Raw genomic sequence first — 22,221 nt, forward strand, 5'->3', positions numbered from 1 at the left:
TAAAAACTTTTATTTATTTCCAATATTAATTTTGCTAGTGTTCTGATTGTTATTTTGTTTTTCTGTATTATTATTTGTGTTACTGTTATTGTTATTGACAGAGCTTGGATTATTTAAAATATTGATAGTAGAATTATTATTTTGACTATTATTTTCAGCAGTTTCATTGGCTGTCTGTTCAAATGTGATAATTGTTCCCAGTGATAGCAAGTCTCTTTGAAGTTTATCAAGTTTATTTTTTTGGACATATACATTATCAATTAATGTTTCGATATTTTTGTTATCTTCTTCATATTTAGACATAATTTGCTGATAATTATTATTTCTTAGGTTTTCAATTTTTTGAGTCAGCAATGTTTTTTCCTCGTCAGTTAATACAGTATGATTTAAATTTTTGAAATTGCTGTTTTCTAAAATAAGTTCTGAGGCAAGTTTTACAATTCTTCCTTCAAGTAAATCATTTTTTGAATATTCAATAAGAGAACTTATTTTATTGATTGCAAATAAAGTTTTGGAAGTAAAATTATCTTTGTTATAAGTAATTTCATAACCATTATTAAGCCCTTTTATCAATGCTTTTGAATTATTTTCCAATAAAACTTCCCCATTTATCTGCGAGTTGTTTCCATTAAGCCCTTTAACCACAATTTTGCCATCATTAATATTTATATCCGAAATTCTTATGTTCAAATCCTTTATCTCTTTTATGAGGGAAGTAGCTTTTAAAGCTGTATTTAATGAAGTTTCTAAATTTTTTCCTTTGTCTAGGAATATATATAGATTCATATTTTGAACATTATTGTTAGAATTATTGTTAAAATCATTCAATGAAATCTCTTTTTCAAGCTTAGTCAAATTATCAGAAACATTTGCAAGTGCAATATCCCTTTCAAGCTCAATTTCAGAAATGTTTTTTTCAATGTTTTCTTTTTCAGAATTGATAGATTTTATTAATGGCTTAATTTCGTTATTTAATTCTACAATTTTTTGAGCCTTGCTCTTCAAGTCTGTAAGCCCTACATAGTCTTTTTTCAGAACGTTAATTTTTTCAATATTCTCTTTCCATTTGCTGTTAATAAGGTTGTTTGTATTATTTGACAATGTTGTAACCTTATCAGTTGTTTCCTTGATAAAATCTGCAGTTGTCTTGTCAGATTTCTCTTGAGAAGCAAGAGAATTTATTTTTTCAGTAAAAGTATCAATCTGAGAATTTTTTTCTTTATATATGCTTTCAAGATTTACATCATCCAATTTCAAATTAGACAATGTTAATTTTGGTACAAGATTAAATAGTCCGCTTTGCACAATGCCAACTGTAGCTCGACCTTTTCCAAGACTTTTTCCGTTGACTACAAAATTATCGAAAGTCATTTCGCTGTTTCTTACAGAAAATTTTACATTTTCAAATTCCGAATTTTTTGATTTTGTCATATATGTGACAATATTGCTGGAAAACATCACGCCAAAAAGCATCATAACCAAAGCTATTAATATAAGACTTAATAAATATTTCAAAATTTTCACAAAAAACCTCCTTTTGAGATATGATAAAACTTTTTAATATCAAGCTTCTGTAAGATTAAATAATTAACTTGAAGCTTAGATTTAAAGAAGTTTTACTATAGTTTTTACATCAAATAAGCTGTCAAAAATAGATGTTATAAATTTATATCTATTTAAAACAGCTCCTTTCTAAATTTTTTAAAGTTTTAGATTATTTAATATTTTTTAATGCTTCATCCATATTTGATAATTTAAATTCATCAGAAATTGATTTTAGGTAAGTTTGTTGTTCAAGTTGCCTTTTCTGATTTCTTAATTGAGTTTTGATACCTTCTTTAACGCTTTCAAAAGGTATCAGTCCTTTAGGATTTCTTTCAAGAACTTTCACGATATACAAACTTTTTCCATCATTTACAACTTTGTTAACAACTTGTCCTGCCTTAACATCCTTGATAGCTTCACTTACTGAACCAAATCGGCTTGCTAATTGACTTAGAAGAATTGATTGTGTCTGTCCGTTTTGTTCAGTTCCAGGATTGTATTGATTTACGTAGGCAGTAAAATTATTAGGATTTGCAACAGCTTCCTTTAATGCCTGCTCAGCTTTTGCTGTATCAGTAGGCTGGAATACTATAACTTGCAGTCGCACTGAATCTTCAGGCTGTGTAAAACTAGCTTGGTTGGCGTCGTAGGCAGCTTTAGCATCAGCATCTGTAATTTTGGCTCTTTCGTTGATTTCGCTTAATGTTGCAAGGCTTGCTAGTAATTGTTCCTGTAAAATTTCTTGGCTTTGTGTATATTTCTTGTCTTTATCAAGTTTTTTTTCTTTTGCTTTTAAGGCAAGAGCTCTGTTTAGAGCGATATTTTTAATAATAGAATGTTTCATTTGTGTAATTTGCTCAGGAGTAAGTTCTTTTTCAGAAATTCCACTAGAAAATAGACTTTTTTCCAATTCGTTATTAACTTCCTTTTCATAAACTTTTATTTTTTTGTCTGACGATTCGAATAGTACTTTACCTCCGTTACTATTTCCACAAGATAACGCAAGTGTGCATAATGCTGTCAAGATAATTATTTTAAATTTATTTTTCATTTTTTCTTTTCCTCCAAAATGGTTTTATGTTTTTAAGATTATGTCTTTAGTATATCACAACATTACAAACATTTCAAACTTTATTAAAAAAACAACAAATGAAAATATATCAAAAAAAATTTATTCATTTTTCAGTTTTTTGTAAATTAAATCAAGGCATTTGTGTTTATATTCAGTCTTTGGATGAACGTAAAGATTTAGAGTAGTATTCATGTTGGCGTGTCCTAAAATTTCAGAAATGGTCTTGCAGTCAATTCCAAGTTCAACGGCCTGCGTTGCAAAAGTATGACGAAGACTGTGAAATTTGAGTTTTGGGAGATTTAGAAAGTGAAGAAGTTTTTGATAGTAATATCGGTAGCAATGAGGCTTTAAATAATTCGTGCTATTTGTAATAAAGTAGTTATTTTTATTTTGCTGAAACGGTTTTATTAAATTTATAAAATCAATATTAAGAGGAATTATGCGGTTGGAAGTTTTTGTTTTTGGAGTACTAATAATTGTTTTGGAGTAGGATTTGTTTTTTTCTTTTATATAAATTTTCTGTAAAGTTCTGCAAATAGTTAGAGTACTTTTTTCTAAATTTATATCCTGCCATTGTAGTCCACATATTTCTCCAAGTCGCAGTCCTGTCTGTAGGCAAAGTAAAATTCCTAAATTTTTTGAATTCTGATTATTTATCAAATATTTAAAAAGTATCTTTTGTTCTTCAACAGAAAAAGTTTTTAAATGTGATTTTGAAAAGGAAGAGGGGAATTTGCATTGAAAATTCTGAAAAGATATCAATTTATTTTGAGTTGCAGTTTTTAAAGTATTCTTTATAAGTACAGTCATATCCTTGACAGTCTTTAGTGCAAGCCCTTTTTCCAAATTTTTCTTTGAAGTGCTTAATTTTAAGATAATAAAATTTTGTAAATCTTCATTTGTAATATTATTGATTTTCTTTTTTCCAAGCACAGGCTTTAAGTGATTCTCGATAATATTAGTATAAGTTGCATAAGTCGATTCCTTTATAAAAAATCTTTCTTTTTCCATCCAAATATCTAGCTATTCTTCATATTTCAAGTTTTTGTTTAAATGTTTTTTTGTAGCCATATTTTCCTCCTAAATTTAGTTTTTTATATTTTACTAAATTATTGGAAAAATGTTTAGTAAATTTAATTAAGTTTATTACTTAGTCCATTCCTATTTTTTCACTAAGTATTATACCATAAAATAATATATTTTTGTTATCTTTTTCATACTATACAAATGAAATTAATAGTCTTTTCTACTAAATCTTATTTTTTATTGTTAATAAATATTCTTCCTATAATTTTTATATTTTTTCTTTTTTATAAAGTAAAGGGGATCAATCGCCATCCCCTTTACAATCCCCGCTTGTCTAAGCATTTTTTGAAAACAAAATTGAAACTCGCTACGTTAAACTTCGCTCAAACAGTCAATTTTATTTCCAAAAAATCACGACGTTCCTAATTTAACTATGAAAAATAATTTAATAAAAACAAATATTAAGCAAAATTGTAAAAGTGTAGTAATTCAATATCCTTACATAAAGAATTAAGTAATAAACTTAGTTAGAAAAAGGGGAAAAATTAATCGAGGTTGTAAAAACTAAAATGTAGAGGATATTGAGAGAATGGGAAATTCAGCAAAAAAATTTATTGAGAAGATAAATGAAGTTTTATCGGAAAAAGAAAATGCTGTGGTGAATATCATTAATGATAAATTAACCATATCAGTTTTTACGGCATTGGAAAAAAATTTAAAAAATGTGAAGGAAATAAATTTTATTATAAGAGATACAAAATTTATTCCTAAAAATGATGAAATATCAAGAGAATTTGAGATAACACCTAATGATATTTTATACAATTCTTATGATATAAAGGAAAAAAATAAGTTAAAGCACTTTGCCAAGGCAAAGGCTATGTATGATTTTATAAAAAACAACGTAAATGTCAGAAAAGTAAAGCCATATCAGAAAGTAAACGGGAATATTCTTATAATTGATGATGATTTTATGATTCAGGGAACATCATCACTTGAAATATACGAAAAAAGGACAAATCGCTATGATTTTGATACAACAATAAAAGGAGAAGCAGAAAAATCCCAGATACTTGGCATGTCGAAAATATATGATGAAATTTGGAATAATGATGATGTAACACAGGATTATAAACAGGAATTATTAGAAAGCCTTGAATTTGTTTATAAAAATTATAATCCTAAATTTTTGTATTACTTCACGTTAAATGAACTTTTTGGAGATAAGCTGGACAGTGGAGTTGAGAGATTTGAAAAAGATAGTGATAAATTTAAAAAGACTGAAATTTGGAATTCGCTTTTTGATTTTCAGAAGGACTGTGTTGTTTCAGCTATACAGAAATTACAAAAATATGGAGGATGTATAATTGCTGATTCAGTAGGATTGGGAAAAACATTTGAAGCACTTGCTGTGATTAAATATTTTGAAATAAGAAATGATAATGTATTAGTTTTTACACCAGCAAAATTATATGATAACTGGCGTTCTTTTACTGGAAGTTATAAAGATAGCTTTTTGGATGAAATGTTTAATTATAAAATTATGTTTCATACGGATTTATCGAGAACTAAGGGAGAATCAAAATCAGGATATGAATTGAGCAGATTTGACTGGTCAAAATTTGATTTGGTAGTTATTGATGAGTCACATAATTTCAGAAATAGGATTGCAAAATATGATGAAAATGATGAGTTAATAATGAACAGATACTTTAAATTGCTTCATAATGTAATAAAAAACGGAAAAAATACAAAAGTACTACTGTTATCAGCGACACCAGTAAATAATAGTCTTGTGGACTTGAAAAATCAGATTTCCATTATAACAGGGGATGATGACAGTGCTTTTAACGAAGAGGGAATTTCAAGTGTGGGATATCTACTGAAAAAGGCGACGCAAGTTATAAATGACTGGGAAAAAGAAGGAAACCAGAAAAAAGACGAGTTACTGGATAACTTGCCATCAGATTTTTATAAACTGCTGGAAATGATGACAATATCAAGAAGCAGAAAACATATTACAAATTATTATGGAACAAAGAATATAGGAAAATTCCCACAAAAAAACAAGCCGATAACTTATTATCCTGAAATTGACAGTGAGGGCAAACTGTTAGACTTTAAAGGTACCAATTCTCTTCTGGAAGAATTGAATTTATCAGTATATACACCAACTAAATTTATAAAAAGCAACAAATTGGCCTACTACATCAACAAATACAAGTTATCAGGAAATCGTGGGGGAAAACTGGACTTTGAAACACAATCAAAAGGACTTATTTATCTGCATAGAGTGAACTTATTTAAAAGGCTGGAAAGTTCAGTTTATTCATTCTCTGAAACATTGAAAAGGCTGATTGAAAATATTGACAGGACAATAGATAACTTACAGAGAGGACAGCAGATTGAAGAAGAGCTTGATGTGGAAAATGAAGATGAAATCTATATTGAAAGAAGTAAATATGAAATAAAGGTAGAAGATTTGAGAATAAATGTCTATCTTGAAGAGTTGTATAATGATAGAGATATTGTAAAAAAAATATATGATGAAACATTGATTTTATTGAAAGAAGATAGAGATAACAAGATTCATGAACTGGAAAAGATTGTGGAAAATAAGGTTGAAAAACTTGGTAATGAGAACTATGAGGACTTCATCAAGGCGATCGTGAGTTTTGAAAAAGGAATCAATGATACGGATGCACTCGATAAGTTATGGAAAGCGACACCAAAGGGCAGCTCCACGAGGACTTTGATTATGTAATTAATGAGCTGAGAGAAAATGGAGAAATCAAAGATGTTTCCTTTGTAAGTGAATAGAAGGATAATCTCGGCAACATTGTGGGAAATGTCATTGGTGAAATGGAAGTTTTAGATAGGGAAACAAAGGACGGGAAGCCTTTTACGGTGGTCAACTTTGCACTGCTTTCCAAAGATAAGGATGGCAACAGCGTGATTACAAACTGGGAAATAAGGCGGAGATTCCGATGGAGTTCATAGGAGATTGTAAGAGTAAAAGCGATAAATATTGAATAATAGCAGTATTTATAATCACAAAGGGCTAAGACCCTTTATCAGGGAGTAGAGAAAAACAAGAAAATTACTCATAAAAAAACTGTATTTGCTGAATTTTTTAGACTTTTACAAATGGCTAATGGAGTTCAGAAAAGAAGATTTTGTAAAACTCTTTGGTGAAGTCAGAACCTCTATTGACAATAAGGGAAAGGATTACAGCAATATCAGAATTCTCTCCTCGAAGATCTTTAAATCAAAAGAACAGATGAAGGAATAACAAGAAAGAAAGTGATAACTCTTGGAAAGGAGATAAATACCTTAAAAAACACAATAGAAGAAAGGAAAAAGGATCTGTACTATTCTGACTCTTTTGAACAATCTGCTCAGATAAGAGAAGATATTGAAAATATGCAGAAGAAACTTTCTATTTTAGAACAGAAGCTGAACAAGGAAGCAATTAAAAGCATAGAAAAAGGTTTGGTCAAAAATGATAAAGAAAAGGCGGAAGATTCTGTGCTTGGTGCCTATTAAGGAGTTCAAAGCTGAAAATAAAGCAAAGTCAAGTGAGGCAAATTGGAAAAACAGAATGAAACATAAGAAAATCTCGGTGTGAACTTCGGACTGCACCGAAGTATTTTTTTGCGAAAATAAAATGAATAGTGTTGAATAATGTTGAAAAGTGTAGTATAATGATATAAGTAAAATTGAGGAGAAGATAAAATTATGAAAAATGAACTTTTAACAACAAAACAAGCTGCGACTCATATCGGTGTGAGTATAAGCACTTTATATAGAATGATTGATAAAGGAATGTTAGTCCCCAATAAAACTCCAGGAGGTCAAAGACGCTTTTCAATTGAAATGCTGGATACTTTTTTAGAGAGTAGTAAGAAAATTGTAGCTCCGCAAAAGCCGTTTGATTATAAAAAAAATAAAGATTTGGAGTGTCTTGATGTTATGGAAGAAAAAGTCAAGTATAATGATGAAGAAAAACCGAAAGTTGATAAACGAAATGTTTTAAATGATTTAACCGGAACGGAATGGCTTCCTTCAACAAAAAGTTATTTTTACCAAAAAGGCTTGGGGTCAAAACATCCTCATGCACAAATTGAAAGAGAGCATCCTGCCCCTTTTTCTTTTCAAGATATTGAAAGTCTTATTTTGTTTTTTACAAAGAAAGGTATGAGTGTACTTGATCCATTCGGAGGCGTTGGATCTACTGCTAAAGCTTGTGCTTTGAATGAAAGAGTATGTACAAGCATAGAATTACAAGAAAAGTGGAATTCGCTATCAAAAAAAAGATTGGAAATTGAAGTAGGAGAAAGGACATCTTTAAAGCACACTTTTGTAAATGGAGATTCAAGAATTGAACTAAAAAAAATGCTAGATTCTTCATTTGACTTCATAGTAACAAGTCCTCCATACTGGTCTATATTAAACAAGAAAGCAGATCATAAAGTAAAAAAAGAAAGATTAGCAAATAATTTAGCTACTAATTATTCAGAAGATAAGGATGATTTAGCTAATATCGATGATTATAATGATTTTTTGGAAGAATTGGTTGAGAATGTTTTTCTAGAGTGTGGAAGGGTGTTGAAAGTAAAAAAATATATGTGTCTAGTGGTTTCTGACTTTAGAAATAAATCTGAATTTATTAGTTTTCATAGTGATTTAATACAAAGACTTAACAATAGAAAACTTTCAGATGGAGGAATTTTAAAACTACAAGGAGTGAAAATTTTAATACAAAATCACAAAAGCTTACTCCCTTATGGGTATCCGTTTGCTTATGTCGAGAATATACACCATCAATATGTTCTTATTTTCAGAAAAAATTAGGTAAGAGGTAAAAAATGACTGAGTTTAATACAACATATATTGGAAATAGTGATGAAATCATGAAAAATATGATTGAAGAAGGGGTAAAGTTTGATTTGATTCTAACAGATCCTCCATATAACTTAAATAAGGATTTTGGTAATAATTCCGACTCTTTGTCATTGGAAGATTTTTTAGAAGTGAATAAAAAAAGAATTAATCTGTGTCATTCGCTATTGAAAGAAAATGGAAGTTTAGTATGGTTTGGAATCCATAAGTATATAGGCTTTATTCAAGTAATAATGTATGAAGAAGGATTATTCTATCGATCGATGAATATTTGGCGTTATGAAAATGGTTTTTCTAGAAGCAAGAAAGTTCCTGCAACACAGTATGAACCATTTCTGTGGTTTTCTAATAATAATAGTAAATGGACATATAATGCTGATGATGTGAGAGTTCCATATAAAAGTAAAGAGCGACTTAAAAATCCGGTTTTTTATAAAGATAAGAACGGTAATAAGAAAGAATGGCAACCTAATCCTAAAGGAGCTTTAAGGGGAGATATATGGGAGTTTCCCACTTTAGCTGGAAAGGTATTTCAAAAAGAAAGAACTATCCACCCTACTCAGAAACCAGAAAGTTTAATTACTGAAATAATTAAGGCGTATTGCCCTAAAAATTCTGAAGGATTATTTGAAGGATTAATTCTTGATCCATTTCATGGCTCTGGAACTTTAGGGGTATGCTGTGAGAAATTGAATAGACAGGGGCATAGAATTAAATGGATAGGCATTGAGATACAAAAAGAGTGGGTTGATATAGGAAATGAGAGATTACAGGGATTACAAAATCAAGGTCATTGATAAAATGTGACCTTGATCGTCTTGATATCATTTTATTGGCTGAAAATATCCTGCATATTTTTGAGGGTCTATATGATTTTCTTTTAAGATTTTTTCTGATGCAACCATGCGTGTGTTATCAGAATATAAAAAATAATCATCATTTTCAAAATCTAAATCAGTATTGGTCCAGTAATGCAAAGCTAATGACAGTACCGAAATGGTTTTTATTTTAATTGATAATATTCTGTTTATATCATCTATAACATTCCAATAATCAGTTCTTTTGTTCGGTAAATCCCAACAGATTACAACAGGGATTATTTTCTTGTTACCATCTTTTCTTGATTTTATAACTGCATAGTCATCTAGTAGATTTCTAGGAGCATCTAGTATTTCTGTAGAGGGAATCTCTATTTCGGCGACACAACTATAAGTTGAAAAGAGGATTAAGGCATCAAATCTCTCGCTGTTATCCCCTTTTCTTGGGAAATATATTTGTCCACCTAATTTATCAAGCAACAATCCGATGAGCTTTGATTCTGCATTAGGAGTTAGTTTGATTTGAGAGTAAGAATTAATTAGATGCATCAATCTCTCTTCTAATGTTTTGTTTGATTCTAGAATTATTTCTAGAATGTTATCTCTCTCTATTTCGGGAATCTTATTGGATTTATAGATTTTCATATTCAAAATGAATTACTCCTTTCTTATTTTTGAACTCAGAGATATCAAAATGTTTGTTGCTTTTTGAACAATAAAAAGCGGCTGAAATAAGTTCTTCCATATCCATAATAGCAATATTAATTCCGTATGTCTGATGTATTTCATCTATCAACTTGTAAGCATCGGATCTAGTGTTTGGGATATTAAAGCCTATTGCAAAACTACTTGTATCGTATTCAGTTTTGAAGGGCTTTCTAGCCAATAATAATACTTTGTTTTCAAGAGCTTGTCTTATAGCTTTTATAGATAACATCTTTTCTTCTGTTGGTGATTTTACTTCCACAGGTATAGAACAACACTCATCCGGAATTATAACATCATATCTCAAGTTGTTATTTCCAGCTGGTGGAGCAAATGCTTTTCTGTTGAAGATTATTCCAAGCAGATTTGCCACGAGTGGGTAAAAATCTTTTTGCTTCATAATTTCAATTTCGTCTAAAAAGAGTTTAATTGCAGACTGATTATTTGGCTTCGTAGACATTTTGTTTAATAAAAACCTTTTTGTTTTATCATGGTGACTATCAGTTTCTTTGATAAAATAAGTGTTTTTTAGTGTTGTATATAATTGAATTTCTTGGTAATGCTCATTGCTAATGTTAGATTCAATATGGGAGTTTTGCGATTGCATCAAAGTTTCTGGGAAAATTTTCAATAGTTCACTACTTGAAAAATATTGAAAGGGAGAAAACAATATTCTCTCTTTATTAAACTTTGAAACTAGCGTATCCTTAAACATTTGATACTTTAGAAGATCAGTTTTTACATCAAAATTAGCTGCTTCTAACATATTTAAAAAAGCAAAACGAGAAACTAGTTCTTGATCTAAATTCAAGGTTTGAAATTGACCGCCATATATATCTATGGATCTTTTAATAAGATTTATCACTTCTGTTCCTTTTTTTGTAAGAAGAAGAAAAGGGGCTTTTTTTCCATAAACGGACAAATTCTTTTTATCAAACCATCCAGTATAAACTAAAGCAGATATTACAAACCTTGTTAGATTTCTTACTGAAGTGGTTTGCATCTTGTTTTCATCGCTAATTTTTTGAATTTCTTGATTTAATGAGGCGATACTAGCTGTTTTTCGGAGCTCTTTAATCTTGTTAATTTTAGAGTCGAATTCATGTTTGTCTAAGGCGTTTTTTAAATTCATTGGACCAATAATTATTTCATCTCGATGGATTTTGTTATCTAAACTTTCAGCGAATAACAGCATACTTACAAAAGGTTTATTTGTATCATCAAATTTTACATTTAAAATTTGGTTTGGATAGATCACACCTAAAAGGCATTGCTCAAACAATTCTTTTGATGCTTTACCTGATAGTGCGATGTGCATTCCTAAGTAAGTGAAACTGAATTTTAAAGCTGCATTATCAGCTGAGAAAATCCATCCTAAAAACCTGTATAATTCTGTGTAGCTTTTGGCTTGCATTTTCATTGATTTTCTTGAGTCGTCAGAAATGCTATAAGAACGTTTCAGAGCTTCGTTTCCGGTATAACCTGAAGAACTAGCTAGATTTTCCCTAGCAAAATATTCGGCTATGTTATCTAAATCAAAGAAATCTACATTTGAGAATTCTGAAAATAATCCTTTAAAAACTTTTATCACTATGTCCATGTCAGAAACAGGATTTCTGAACTTTATCATTTGTAATCTCCTTCCGTTGTAATAAGTTTTGAAATGGTGGTGTTAAAATAACAAAATTATTAGACTAATTATTATAACATATTTTAAAGAAAAAAGCAGCTATTAGGGCTGACAAAAAAAGGTAAGTGCAGTATCATATAAGGTTATCGTTATGTAGACATTTATATCATTTCAAAACAACTAATTTTTATTCTATAGGAAACAATAGAAAAGTATGGTAAAATATAAAATAAATCCAATAAAGAGGAGTTTTATACTATGATTATGAAATTTGATTATGATGGTCTGTGGAAGCTTCTGATAGATAAAAAAATCGAAGAAGAAGGATTTGACGGTTAAGTTGGGAATATTTTCAACTGCTGCTATTTCTAAAATTACGAAAGGTAAGTTAGTTTTACTGACTGTATTAGGAAAAATCGAGACTGAATTAGGATCAGACATCGGAGAAATAGTATGTTTAGATAATGAAAGTTAAAACAATTTGGATAGGTTTTTATTGATGTTACACTAGCTGATTACATTTAATATTTATATTTAGAATTATTAGATTTACCAAATGGGGATGAAGTAATTTGGAAAAGCATTATATGGGACTGCCAGATGATATGGCAGAGAGCATTTCAAAAAATCATTTCAGAATTGAATTATTTTGAGAAATTAGTAAGATGATTGAATGTCATAAAGAGAATACAGTACAAAAAGATGATTTTAAATTATTATAACAAATGTATGTGTTGTGTAATTTTTGTAAAGATAATGATTAACAAAATCAAGATTACAAAATACACTTACAATTAAGGAAGGTGATTAATATGACACAAAAAATGATTGATTCTAATATTGATAAAAATACAGAAAAAGAAGTAGAAGAATTATTTTATTCTGAAAATAACATGAAATATTTAGAAAAAATTATTACAGATATTGAATCAGGAAAAGCAAAATTAATAGAACATGATTTGATAGAAGAATAAAGAAAATTCTTTTATTGCTTTAATTTTCAGATTATAAATTAAAAATCAAAAATCCAATTGACACTCTAAAATAGATATGGTATCATAAAAATGAAAATAAAGTTAAAAAAGGGGAGAGTGGTAATTATGGCTACAGAAAGTATATTACTTGATGCTTTGAGAATTCCAGCAAGATATGCAGATGAAGTACTGGAAGCAATGGAAAGTAAAAAGAAAGTTAAAAAACTTGATGTTGATTTTGAAATTGTAGATGACCCAGAAGAAATTTTGAGGATAGCAAAGAATTTTGGATATAAAGAAAAAGAGTGAAACTATATCGTTGCAGAAATTAAGAGAAAAATTGAAAGACGATGACTTTATAAGAGAAAAAATTTTAAAGACTTTTAAAAGTAGAGATAGAAATAGTATTGAGGATTTTCTACATAATAAAGCTATAGATTTTGAGAAAAAATCACTTTCTGCAACACATATTATTTACAATAAAGAGGGAACGGAAATATTGGGGTATTTTACATTTGCAAATAAGAGTTTAATTATTGAAAAAGAAAATTTTCTTAGTCTTAGTAAAACACAGCAGAAAAGATTTTCACAGAGTGGAAGAAGATTGAAAGACGGAAGTTATGTTGTAAACAGTTTTTTGCTGGCACAAATAGGGAAAAATTATAATATTTCTGATAAAAATATGATAACAGGTAATGAAATAATGTCATTGGCACATGAATTATTATTAATTGTGAAAAAAATTATAAATACAAAATATTTATGGCTGGAATGTGAAGATAACAGTTCGCTGATAAGATTTTATTCAAATTATGGATTTAACCTGATAAAAAAATTCAGTTCAGAAAATAAATTAAGAACAATGATACTAAGGTTAGATAATTTTTGAAAATAAAGATTTTAATAGTCTCTTTTATCAAAAAAAGATAATTGAGGCTTTTTTATTTTCAAAAAAGAAGGAGGAGAAAATGTCAAATAAAATAATATTTCAGTTTGATGATAATTTGGAATATCAGAAAAAGGCGGTAAATTCTGTTGTAGAGTTATTTAGAGGATTGCCAAAATCGTTGGATAGTATTTATGCTGAAAGAATAAGAAGAAGTTTTACAGAAAAAGATCCTGTGAGAAATATTGATATTGTTAGAGGGAATAAACTTTTTCAGAATTTGAAAAAAGTTCAGTTAAAAAATGGATTGTTTACCGATGAAAAGGCTTACAGCAAGCACGAGCGAGATTTTACAGTCGAGATGGAAACGGGGACTGGGAAAACTTATGTTTATTTACGTACGATATTAGAGTTGCACAAGGAGTATGGGTTTAAGAAATTTATGATTGTAGTTCCGTCTGTAGCGATACGTAAAGGAGTGGAAAAATCTATTGAACAATTAAGGGAGCATTTTAAAAGGCTATACAATGTGGATTTATCAAAATACAGTTTTATTTATGACAGTAACAATTTAGGGAAAGTAAATAATTTTGTGGAAGAAAATAATTTGAGTATCTGTGTTATGAATATTCAGGCGTTTAATAAAGATACTAATAAAATTCGTAAGGATGATGAACATGCTAAAAATTTATGGAGAGATATAAAATTTGTAAGACCGATTGTATTAATTGATGAGCCACAGAAAATAGAAGGAACAGCAAATAAAAAATCACAATCATTGAAGGCAATAGACGAACTGGAGTCGTTATTTACACTTCGTTATTCGGCTACACATAAAAATCTGTATAATCAAGTTTATAAATTAGATTCTTATGAGGCTTATAAAAAAGACTTGGTAAAAAAAATTCGAGTGAAAACCATAAATAGTGTGATTTCTAAAGATTTTCCATATATCAGGTATACTTATTTTACAAAAGATTACAGAGCAAGGATAGAAATGTTTTCTCAAGAGCAAGGGCAAAGTATCAGATTTAGAAGTTTTGATGTGGAAAATGGATTTTCGTTGTATGAACTTTCTGGAGGATTGCCTCAGTATAAGGATATGTTTATTGCGGAACAGCCACATAAAGAGAAGACATTGAAAATTGCTTCGGTTAATGGAGATATTGAACTGAAATTAGGGGAAAGTAATAAAAAATTGGAAGATAAGGAGATTATCCGTATTCAGATAAATCTTGCGATAGACAATCACTTTAAAAAGCAGTTTGAAATTTTGGAAGAAGGTAAGAGAATAAAGAGTTTGACACTGTTTTTTATTGATGAGGTTAAGAAAGTTAGGGATAGTGGGGCTTCTGATGGGAGAGGAGTCTATTTGAAAATATTTGATGAGGAATATTTAAAAATTGTGCAAAAGTATAGGGAAAAAATTGAGAAATATAAAAATTATTTTCCACATTATGAAGATGTGAATTTAGTCAGAGAAGGATATTTTGCGTTGGATAAAAAGAAAAAGGAAGTTGAGGTGGAATATAAGAAAGAAAACGAAGTGAAGGCAAAATCACAAGAAGATATTGACAGAGGGATTGAATTAATATTAGAGAAAAAAGATGAATTGATTTCTTTTAACGAGTCACTTGCCTTTATTTTTTCCCATTCAGCACTTAGGGAAGGTTGGGATAACCCAAATGTATTTACATTGTGTACACTAAAAAATGGAAATAGCGACATAGCCAAAAAGCAGGAAATAGGGCGAGGACTTAGACTTCCTGTAGATGTCGCTGGAAATAGAAGTTTAGATAAAAATGTAAACGAACTTACCGTGATTGCAAATGACAGCTATGAAAACTTTTCAAGAATGCTTCAGGAAGATTTTAACAAAAATATAAATAAAAATGAAGTTACCTCAGATCTTTTACTTGTAACTCTTGAAAAATCAGGAATTCCTAAAATTAAGATTACTTCGGAACTGGTAGATGAATTTAAGAAAGAATTGATTGAAAAAAGAGTGATGGATTCTAACAATGTGCTTTTGAAAAATGGGGAAGAGGATATAAAAGAAATACATTTTTCAAATGAAACTTTACAGGAACATTCTATACAGATTGCTGAAAATTTTGTAAAATATATGGTAGAAAAAGGTTCAAATCGTATCGAAATTGCAAATGGAGATAATGAACCGATTGTTAATAAACGAAGAAGTTTTATTTCTGAAAAAGATTTTGAAAATCTTTTTGAAGAATTAGGGACAAATCTTAGTAAAAAAGCGATTTATAAGTGTAAAATCGACAAGGAAAAATATATAGAAAGTAGCATAGAAAAAATAAATAACTATATAAGCAATTTTGATTTGAAACAAATTGTGGAACTTATTGATTCAAAGGGAAATTATGATGATACAGGGAAAATTAATCTTGAAAAAGGTATTGAGGACAAAATTGAATTATCCGAAATTGAAGCAACACCAAAAAGTGATTTTGAAATAGCAAATTACATAATGTATCACACAATGTTGCCAAGATTAGCAATATTAAAAATAATAAGTGGACTTGAAAAGGAGAAAAGAAAAGCCTTAAATATTCAAGATGTGCTGGAAAATGTAACTGAAATATTGCTTGAAAACTTAAATGAAATGAAAGCTGAAAAAGTTTTTGAATATGAAGTGATAGATGGATATGTGACTGATACAGAGAAAATTTTTCAAGTGGATAATAAAATAAACGAAGAAGATTTTGAAAATAAAAGAAGGTTATTTCAAGCTAAAAAAGGTAGTAGAAGTCTAAATGATTATTATAAACTTGATAGTGATGGAGAAAAGGAATTTGCAGAAAAGCTGGAAAATGATAAAAATGTATTGCTATTTACAAAACTCAAAAAAGGTGGCTTTGTAATAGATACTCCATACGGAAACTATTCTCCTGACTGGGCAATCATCTACAAAAATTCTTCAGAAAATAATGAAAACAATGTAGGAATCTATTTTATTGTTGAAACGAAAGCAGATAAAAAAGAAAAGGATTTGACAACTGTGGAAAAAAACAAAATAAAATGTGGAAAACTGCATTTTGAAGCGATTTCAAAGGAGGTAAAATTTAACTGGGTAAATAATTATGATGATTTTAAAAGGAAATTTGAAATTATATAAGGAGCAATGATATAAAATGAAAAAATTTTTAAATCAAAATTCCAAGATTAAGTCAATACTAATTTGCCTATTTTTAGTAATACTTATAGTTATTTCAGAAATTTTTTCATTTTTTAGTTATCAAAATGATAAAAAAAAATATGAAATGGAAGAAATTAAATGGAAAAAAATAGAAGCAGAAAAAGAAGAGCGTGAAAAAAAGGAAGAGGCAGAAAAACTAAAAAAAGAAATGGAAGATGATTTTGCATTTTTTGAGAGATATTTTAAAGAGTTTAAAAAAACAGCAGAAAAAATTAATAATCCTAAAAATCCGTCTGAAATTCGGGCAACAATGTATTTTGTTCTAGATTCAAAATATTCATTTGCAAAAATTGCAATGTATTCAGATAAATTTATTTATATAAAAGCAGATAGAATTATGAAATATACTCTCTCTAACGGGGAAAAATTGTATGTTTTTGAGAATGCTGTAGTAAAAAGTAAGAAAACCCATAAAACAATTAATAAAAGTTCTGATGTTTATATTCTGGACGGAAATCTTTTTTGTATGATAGATTATAATGGCTCTATTGTTGACAGTATGACAACTAGATATACGGATCCAGAATCTTTGAAAGTAATCTTGAATGAGAATAAACTAGAAATTCCCAAAAAAGAAGCTTGGTGGATGGAGATGGATAAGTATCTCTATTTACGTCGTAGTAAGGAAGAGAAAGAAGAAAAAAAATATAGAAAAAATACTTCAAGTTCCAGCCCTTATAATTACTCGCCAAATCCTTTAACACAAAAAGAACTGGAAAAAATGGAAAGAGAAGAAAATCGACGTGACAGAATGGACTCAGATGAATGGGAATATGAAGACAGGGAAGAAAGAGAATACTGGGAAAGTGAAGAATATTGGGGAGAAGAGGGAATAGAAAAGGAAGTTTATTAAAAAAGGTCAATTAATTTATATAATTTTAGTAATAAATAAAAAATAATATGAAAGGAGGCATTAAAAATGGTCAACTTTGAAAAAGTGAGAGCCAATATAACTTTAAAATATGATAATGAAAATCTGTATGATTATATTTATTCTAAATTTCATTCTATAGTATGGAATGACGTAGAAAAAATTTTGAATGAAAGGGAAGAAAAGTTTAAAAATTCTATAAGTAAAGATGTGATTTTAGATGATGAATTTTGTTATGTTTTCGGTTTCATATTAGGGGAAAAAGAATTTTTGACTGAAGATATGAAAACTCTTTTTTTTGAAAACTTTAATTTATTCGAAGTATACTTATTAAGATACTTGTATAATAAGTTTGTAAAAGGTTTTGAATAAACTATTTTAAATTATAGGTATATTCAAATTGTCTCAATATCAAATTAATAAAGTTATAATATTGAGGTTTGAGTAGCATAATTAAAATTTTTAAGTTTGGTTTATTATAATTTGAGTAAGTTAAAAATGAAATACTTTAAAATTTAGAAATGAATTGGAAAGGAAAAAAATGTTAATAAAAATAGTATTTGGTATAGTAGTAATAGTATTACTTACACTTTTCTTACAAGGAGTTGTACAAGGATTTATAATAGCAATAGAAATAGGTGGTCCAATAGGCTTAATCGTGTATACACTAATGTTAGTCGCATTAGTAATATTTTGTAAGTATTTGGTAAAAAGGGAGGAACAAAAAGAGAAAAGAGAACAAGAGATTAAAGATAATACAAAACTGACTAAACAAACAATAAATTTTGAAAAAATAAAAGCAAATTTAATTTTAAATAATTATAATGGTAATTTATACAATAATTTATATAATTATATTTATTGGGAATTTAGTCGTATTATTAAATATAGAACAGATATAAGGCGAAAAATAGAAGATTATTATGAAAATACAGATACCGAACTTTATTGGTGGGAAGGTATACATCCAGATGTTGGAAAAATATTCGGTTATATTTTAGAACAAGAAGAATTTTTAACTGAAGAAAATAAAAAACTATTTTTTGAAAATTATCCTCTATTCTCAAAAAATTTAAGTAAATATATATATGAAAAATTTGTAAAAGATTTTGTTGAAGAAATAGAATTGGATTATTCAGAAAGGGAAGACTATTGGAGAGAAGAAGAGTGGAGAAAACGAGGAATAGAATGATGAATTTAAAATTATATTTCAGCAGCAAAAGTGTTTAAATAAATAATAGGATTACAACAAGTCATTTAACCGTAGTTAATCTGTATAATTTGAGATTATTTATTTTCATTGTCTTGAAAAAATGTTGTGAGATAATACATATGTGATAAGAATATACAAAAAAAGGAAGGTTTCTGATATAATATAACCTACCAAAACTACATTAACCCCTTTTTTTTTATATGAATAGTATAACAGAAATATATCGTGTTCGTCAACGAGTAGTTGAGTATACAGAAAAAAACGGTGTATTGTCAAGTCAAGTGCAACAGAAAGTAAAAATAATATAAAGTTAAAGTTTTTTTAAGGGCAGAGATTCTTTTTGCTCTTTAATTTTTATGCTGTAGTGTTATCAAAATGATACTCTTCTGCTGAACGATAGTTCAGTATTTTTCTGCATCTCTCATTTAAAATTTTTTGTATTTCTGATATTTCCTTCTCTTTTCCATTCATGTTCTTCCCTTTGGGAAGAAACTCCCTTATCAGTCCGTTTGTGTTTTCGTTTGTTCCACGCTAGTATGAGGAATATGGATGTGCAAAGAACACTTTCATGTTTCTGCTTTCCATCTCTGTCAGCCTGCTGAATTCCGAGCCGTTGTCCGAAGTTATCGACTTGAAATTCTTTTTTCTGACCTTTCTGAATAGCTTTTGCAGAGCCTTGTTGACATTCTGGGCATTCAGCTTGGCTAAAAAGAGGATACATGTGTATCTGCTTTTCCTATCAACCAATGTAATTATGCAAGCCTCATTCTTTCCATTCTTGCCTTTTACGGCATCAATTTCAAAGTGTCCTTTTTCTTCACGGCTGTTAATATGTTCAGGTCTCTGCTTAATTCTTGCGCCCAGTATGCTTTTATTCTTTTTAGTATTGCATTGTCCATCAGTTTTTTTTCTAGGCTTAAGCTTGATCATTCTTGGAAGCATGTATGGCTTTATTCCTTCAATTTGGCCTCTGTGAATCATTTTATATACAGTTTTGGTTGAAGGGGCAACTTTATCAGGATTGTCTCTTTTGTAGATATTGCAGAAAGTATCAATGCTGTGAACTCTTTTCTCTCTTTTAAGTATTTCTTGTTTCAGCTCAACAAAGAATAGAGAGTCATACTGCTTACGGTAGATACACTTCTGTCTTCTTTTTTTGTATAGGATGTGAGCAGTATCAGCAATATAGATACCTTTAAGGTGTAGGATGAATCCAACTGTATTATAGAGTTTCTTTTGAGTTTTCTTGAAATAGTGGAGGGGCTTTTTCCAAGCATCTTTGTTATGAAGCGGATAGACTTGCCTTCATTTTTGTAAGTATGTGAGAGATATTAGAATATCATTTTTACTATGTTTTTTTAATATGTTTTAGGTGCTGCACTTGATTATACAATACACCTACGAATAAAAATATGAAAAAATTCAAAAAAAGTAGTTGACAAAAGGGAGTGATTGTGGTAATATATATCTTGTCGATACGAAAAAGGTATCACAGGACAATAGAAAATAAGAATAGAAGAAGCAATAATGTGTAATAGATAAAATAAAAGTCAAGAGTATATATTTTAGTAGAGTAAGATATGAACTTGTCAAAACTAAGGTGAAATAAAATATATTTATGATATATTGAATGAAGAGTTTGATCCTGGCTCAGGATGAACGCTGACAGAATGCTTAACACATGCAAGTCTTTGGCGAAGCTGTGCTTGCACAGACTAGCCAAGGCGGACGGGTGAGTAACGCGTAAGGAACTTACCCTGCAGACAGGGATAACAGATGGAAACGACTGATAAGACCTGGTATTGTCAGGCTGACGCATGTCAAGCCTGATGAAAGGAGACGCTGCAGGAGAGCCTTGCGTCCTATTAGCTAGTTGGTGGGGTAATGGCCTACCAAGGCGATGATAGGTAGCCGGCCTGAGAGGGTGAACGGCCACAAGGGGACTGAGATACGGCCCTTACTCCTACGGGAGGCAGCAGTGGGGAATATTGGACAATGGGGGCAACCCTGATCCAGCAATTCTGTGTGCACGAAGAAGGTTTTCGGATTGTAAAGTGCTTTCAGCAGGGAAGAAGAAAGTGACGGTACCTGCAGAAGAAGCGACGGCTAAATACGTGCCAGCAGCCGCGGTAATACGTATGTCGCAAGCGTTATCCGGAATTATTGGGCATAAAGGGCATCTAGGCGGCCCTGTAAGTCTAGGGTGAAAACCTGCGGCTCAACCGCAGGCTTGCCCCGGAAACTACAGGGCTAGAGTACCGGAGAGGTGGACGGAACTGCACGAGTAGAGGTGAAATTCGTAGATATGTGCAGGAATGCCGATGATGAAGATAGTTCACTGGACGGCAACTGACGCTGAAGTGCGAAAGCTAGGGGAGCAAACAGGATTAGATACCCTGGTAGTCCTAGCTGTAAACGATGATTACTGGGTGTGGGCATGAAGAGTGTCCGTGCCGAAGCAAATGCGATAAGTAATCCGCCTGGGGAGTACGGCCGCAAGGCTGAAACTCAAAGGAATTGACGGGGACCCGCACAAGCGGTGGAGCATGTGGTTTAATTCGACGCAACGCGAGGAACCTTACCAGATCTTGACATCCTGCGAATGCCCGTGAGAGCGGGCAGTGCCTTTGGGAACGCAGAGACAGGTGGTGCATGGCTGTCGACAGCTCGTGTCGTGAGATGTTGGGTTAAGTCCCGCAACGAGCGCAACCCCTATCGTTAGTTACCATCATTAAGTTGGGGACTCTAGCGAGACTGCCTGCGAAGAGCAGGAGGAAGGTGGGGATGACGTCAAGTCATCATGCCCCTTATGATCTGGGCTACACACGTGCTACAATGGCCGGTACAGAGAGCAGCCAGGCGGCAACGCTGAGCGAATCTTGAAAGCCGGTCCAAGTTCGGATTGAAGCCTGCAACTCGGCTTCATGAAGCTGGAATCGCTAGTAATCGCAGATCAGCAATGCTGCGGTGAATACGTTCTCGGGTCTTGTACACACCGCCCGTCACACCACGAGAGTTGTCTGCACCTGAAGCTGCTGGTCCAACCGTAAGGAGGAAGGCATCTAAGGTGTGGATAGTGATTGGGGTGAAGTCGTAACAAGGTATCCGTACCGGAAGGTGCGGATGGATCACCTCCTTTCTAAGGAGAAATAAACACAGCTTCTTCTTATATCTTATGGGCGTGTAGCTCAGGTGGTTAGAGCACTGTGCTGATAACGCAGGGGTCGCTGGTTCGAGTCCAGCCATGCCCACCATATTATGTCTTGGGGATATAGCTCAGTTGGGAGAGCGCTGCCCTTGCAAGGCAGAGGTCAGCGGTTCGAACCCGCTTATCTCCACCAACTCTTATATAGGAC

Annotated in this window: 18 protein-coding genes, 2 tRNA genes, 1 rRNA gene and 2 pseudogenes; 16 read left to right on the top strand and 7 right to left on the bottom strand. The window is 30.8% G+C overall.

All coding sequences use genetic code 11. The annotated features are described in order from the left end of the window. Nucleotides 1-9: 9 nt before the first annotated feature. From AB8B23_RS00740 to AB8B23_RS00750, 3 genes are all read right to left on the bottom strand, one after another. Complete coding sequence (locus AB8B23_RS00740; RefSeq protein ID WP_369713015.1) at nt 10-1,524, bottom strand: hypothetical protein; 1,515 nt, start codon at nt 1,522-1,524, stop codon at nt 10-12. Between the two features lie 190 nt (nt 1,525-1,714). Next, nucleotides 1,715-2,596, bottom strand: a complete 882-nt coding sequence (locus AB8B23_RS00745; protein ID WP_369713016.1) for a peptidyl-prolyl cis-trans isomerase — start codon at nt 2,594-2,596, stop codon at nt 1,715-1,717. Nucleotides 2,597-2,716: 120 nt separating this feature from the next. Beyond that, complete coding sequence (locus AB8B23_RS00750) at nt 2,717-3,628, bottom strand: site-specific integrase (protein ID WP_369713017.1); 912 nt, start codon at nt 3,626-3,628, stop codon at nt 2,717-2,719. Nucleotides 3,629-4,232: 604 nt separating this feature from the next. Between AB8B23_RS00750 and AB8B23_RS00755 the strand changes: the two genes are divergently transcribed. The 5 genes and pseudogenes from AB8B23_RS00755 (at nt 4,233) to AB8B23_RS00775 (ending at nt 9,342) form a co-directional block, all read left to right on the top strand. Beyond that, nucleotides 4,233-6,407: an SNF2-related protein gene (locus tag AB8B23_RS00755; RefSeq protein WP_369713018.1), complete on the top strand. Its 2,175-nt coding sequence runs from the start codon at nt 4,233-4,235 to the stop codon at nt 6,405-6,407. Between the two features lie 402 nt (nt 6,408-6,809). Continuing rightward, nucleotides 6,810-6,929 (top strand): annotated as a pseudogene (locus AB8B23_RS00760) (DNA-binding protein); the annotation flags it as partial. Nucleotides 6,930-6,946: 17 nt separating this feature from the next. Beyond that, nucleotides 6,947-7,189, top strand: coding sequence for a hypothetical protein (locus tag AB8B23_RS00765; protein WP_369713020.1), 243 nt, complete (start codon nt 6,947-6,949; stop codon nt 7,187-7,189). A gap of 192 nt (nt 7,190-7,381) precedes the next feature. Further along, nucleotides 7,382-8,497, top strand: a complete 1,116-nt coding sequence (locus AB8B23_RS00770; RefSeq protein WP_369713021.1) for a DNA methyltransferase — start codon at nt 7,382-7,384, stop codon at nt 8,495-8,497. A gap of 14 nt (nt 8,498-8,511) precedes the next feature. Further along, nucleotides 8,512-9,342 (top strand): DNA-methyltransferase, encoded by an 831-nt coding sequence (locus AB8B23_RS00775; RefSeq protein ID WP_369713022.1) that lies wholly within the window; start codon nt 8,512-8,514, stop codon nt 9,340-9,342. A gap of 27 nt (nt 9,343-9,369) precedes the next feature. Here the strand turns inward: AB8B23_RS00775 and AB8B23_RS00780 are convergent, their stop codons facing one another. Then, nucleotides 9,370-9,915 (bottom strand): hypothetical protein, encoded by a 546-nt coding sequence (locus AB8B23_RS00780; protein WP_369713023.1) that lies wholly within the window; start codon nt 9,913-9,915, stop codon nt 9,370-9,372. A 79-nt stretch (nt 9,916-9,994) separates the two neighbouring features. Then, nucleotides 9,995-11,698 carry a hypothetical protein gene (locus AB8B23_RS00785; RefSeq protein ID WP_369713024.1) on the bottom strand — a complete coding sequence of 568 codons (1,704 nt, stop codon included), beginning with the start codon at nt 11,696-11,698 and terminating at the stop codon, nt 9,995-9,997. Nucleotides 11,699-12,026: 328 nt separating this feature from the next. On the opposite strand from AB8B23_RS00785, the gene AB8B23_RS00790 reads away from it, so the two are divergent. The 8 genes from AB8B23_RS00790 to AB8B23_RS00825 all read left to right on the top strand — a co-directional run bounded on the left by AB8B23_RS00790 (nt 12,027) and on the right by AB8B23_RS00825 (nt 18,844). Beyond that, a complete protein-coding gene (locus AB8B23_RS00790) occupies nt 12,027-12,173 on the top strand; it encodes a hypothetical protein (RefSeq protein WP_369713025.1) in 147 nt (48 codons plus the stop codon). Between the two features lie 337 nt (nt 12,174-12,510). Further along, nucleotides 12,511-12,672, top strand: coding sequence for a hypothetical protein (locus tag AB8B23_RS00795; RefSeq protein WP_369713026.1), 162 nt, complete (start codon nt 12,511-12,513; stop codon nt 12,670-12,672). A gap of 126 nt (nt 12,673-12,798) precedes the next feature. Continuing rightward, entirely contained in the window at nt 12,799-12,981 is a 183-nt protein-coding gene (locus tag AB8B23_RS00800; RefSeq protein ID WP_006805581.1) for a hypothetical protein, read from the top strand. Next, nucleotides 12,959-13,561 carry a GNAT family N-acetyltransferase gene (locus AB8B23_RS00805; protein ID WP_369713027.1) on the top strand — a complete coding sequence of 201 codons (603 nt, stop codon included), beginning with the start codon at nt 12,959-12,961 and terminating at the stop codon, nt 13,559-13,561. Before AB8B23_RS00800 ends, AB8B23_RS00805 begins: the two co-directional genes overlap by 23 nt. 79 nt (nt 13,562-13,640) lie before the next feature. Beyond that, nucleotides 13,641-16,700: a DEAD/DEAH box helicase family protein gene (locus AB8B23_RS00810; RefSeq protein WP_369713028.1), complete on the top strand. Its 3,060-nt coding sequence runs from the start codon at nt 13,641-13,643 to the stop codon at nt 16,698-16,700. A gap of 16 nt (nt 16,701-16,716) precedes the next feature. Continuing rightward, nucleotides 16,717-17,634 (top strand): hypothetical protein, encoded by a 918-nt coding sequence (locus tag AB8B23_RS00815; RefSeq protein WP_369713029.1) that lies wholly within the window; start codon nt 16,717-16,719, stop codon nt 17,632-17,634. 66 nt (nt 17,635-17,700) lie between these two features. Further along, the gene (locus AB8B23_RS00820; RefSeq protein ID WP_369713030.1) at nt 17,701-18,024 is read left to right on the top strand and encodes a hypothetical protein; all 324 of its coding nucleotides are present in this window, start codon (nt 17,701-17,703) and stop codon (nt 18,022-18,024) included. 169 nt (nt 18,025-18,193) lie between these two features. Then, a complete protein-coding gene (locus AB8B23_RS00825) occupies nt 18,194-18,844 on the top strand; it encodes a hypothetical protein (RefSeq protein WP_369713031.1) in 651 nt (216 codons plus the stop codon). A gap of 552 nt (nt 18,845-19,396) precedes the next feature. Here AB8B23_RS00825 and AB8B23_RS00830 read toward each other — a convergent pair. Next, nucleotides 19,397-20,056, bottom strand: a complete 660-nt coding sequence (locus AB8B23_RS00830; RefSeq protein ID WP_369713948.1) for an IS30 family transposase — start codon at nt 20,054-20,056, stop codon at nt 19,397-19,399. Continuing rightward, a pseudogene (locus tag AB8B23_RS00835) lies at nt 19,960-20,172 on the bottom strand (helix-turn-helix domain-containing protein); the annotation flags it as partial. The pseudogene AB8B23_RS00835 and the gene AB8B23_RS00830, both read right to left, overlap by 97 nt. Nucleotides 20,173-20,492: 320 nt before the next feature. Between AB8B23_RS00835 and AB8B23_RS00840 the strand changes: the two are divergent. The 3 genes from AB8B23_RS00840 to AB8B23_RS00850 all read left to right on the top strand — a co-directional run bounded on the left by AB8B23_RS00840 (nt 20,493) and on the right by AB8B23_RS00850 (nt 22,206). After that, a 16S ribosomal RNA gene (locus AB8B23_RS00840) occupies nt 20,493-22,004 on the top strand. A 38-nt stretch (nt 22,005-22,042) separates the two neighbouring features. Beyond that, nucleotides 22,043-22,119, top strand: a tRNA-Ile gene (locus AB8B23_RS00845). An 11-nt stretch (nt 22,120-22,130) separates the two neighbouring features. Beyond that, nucleotides 22,131-22,206: transfer RNA gene (locus AB8B23_RS00850), tRNA-Ala, on the top strand. The last annotated feature ends 15 nt before the right edge of the window (nt 22,207-22,221 follow it).

This window comes from Leptotrichia sp. HSP-342 (genome assembly GCF_041199995.1).
Lineage (GTDB): Bacteria > Fusobacteriota > Fusobacteriia > Fusobacteriales > Leptotrichiaceae > Leptotrichia > Leptotrichia mesophila.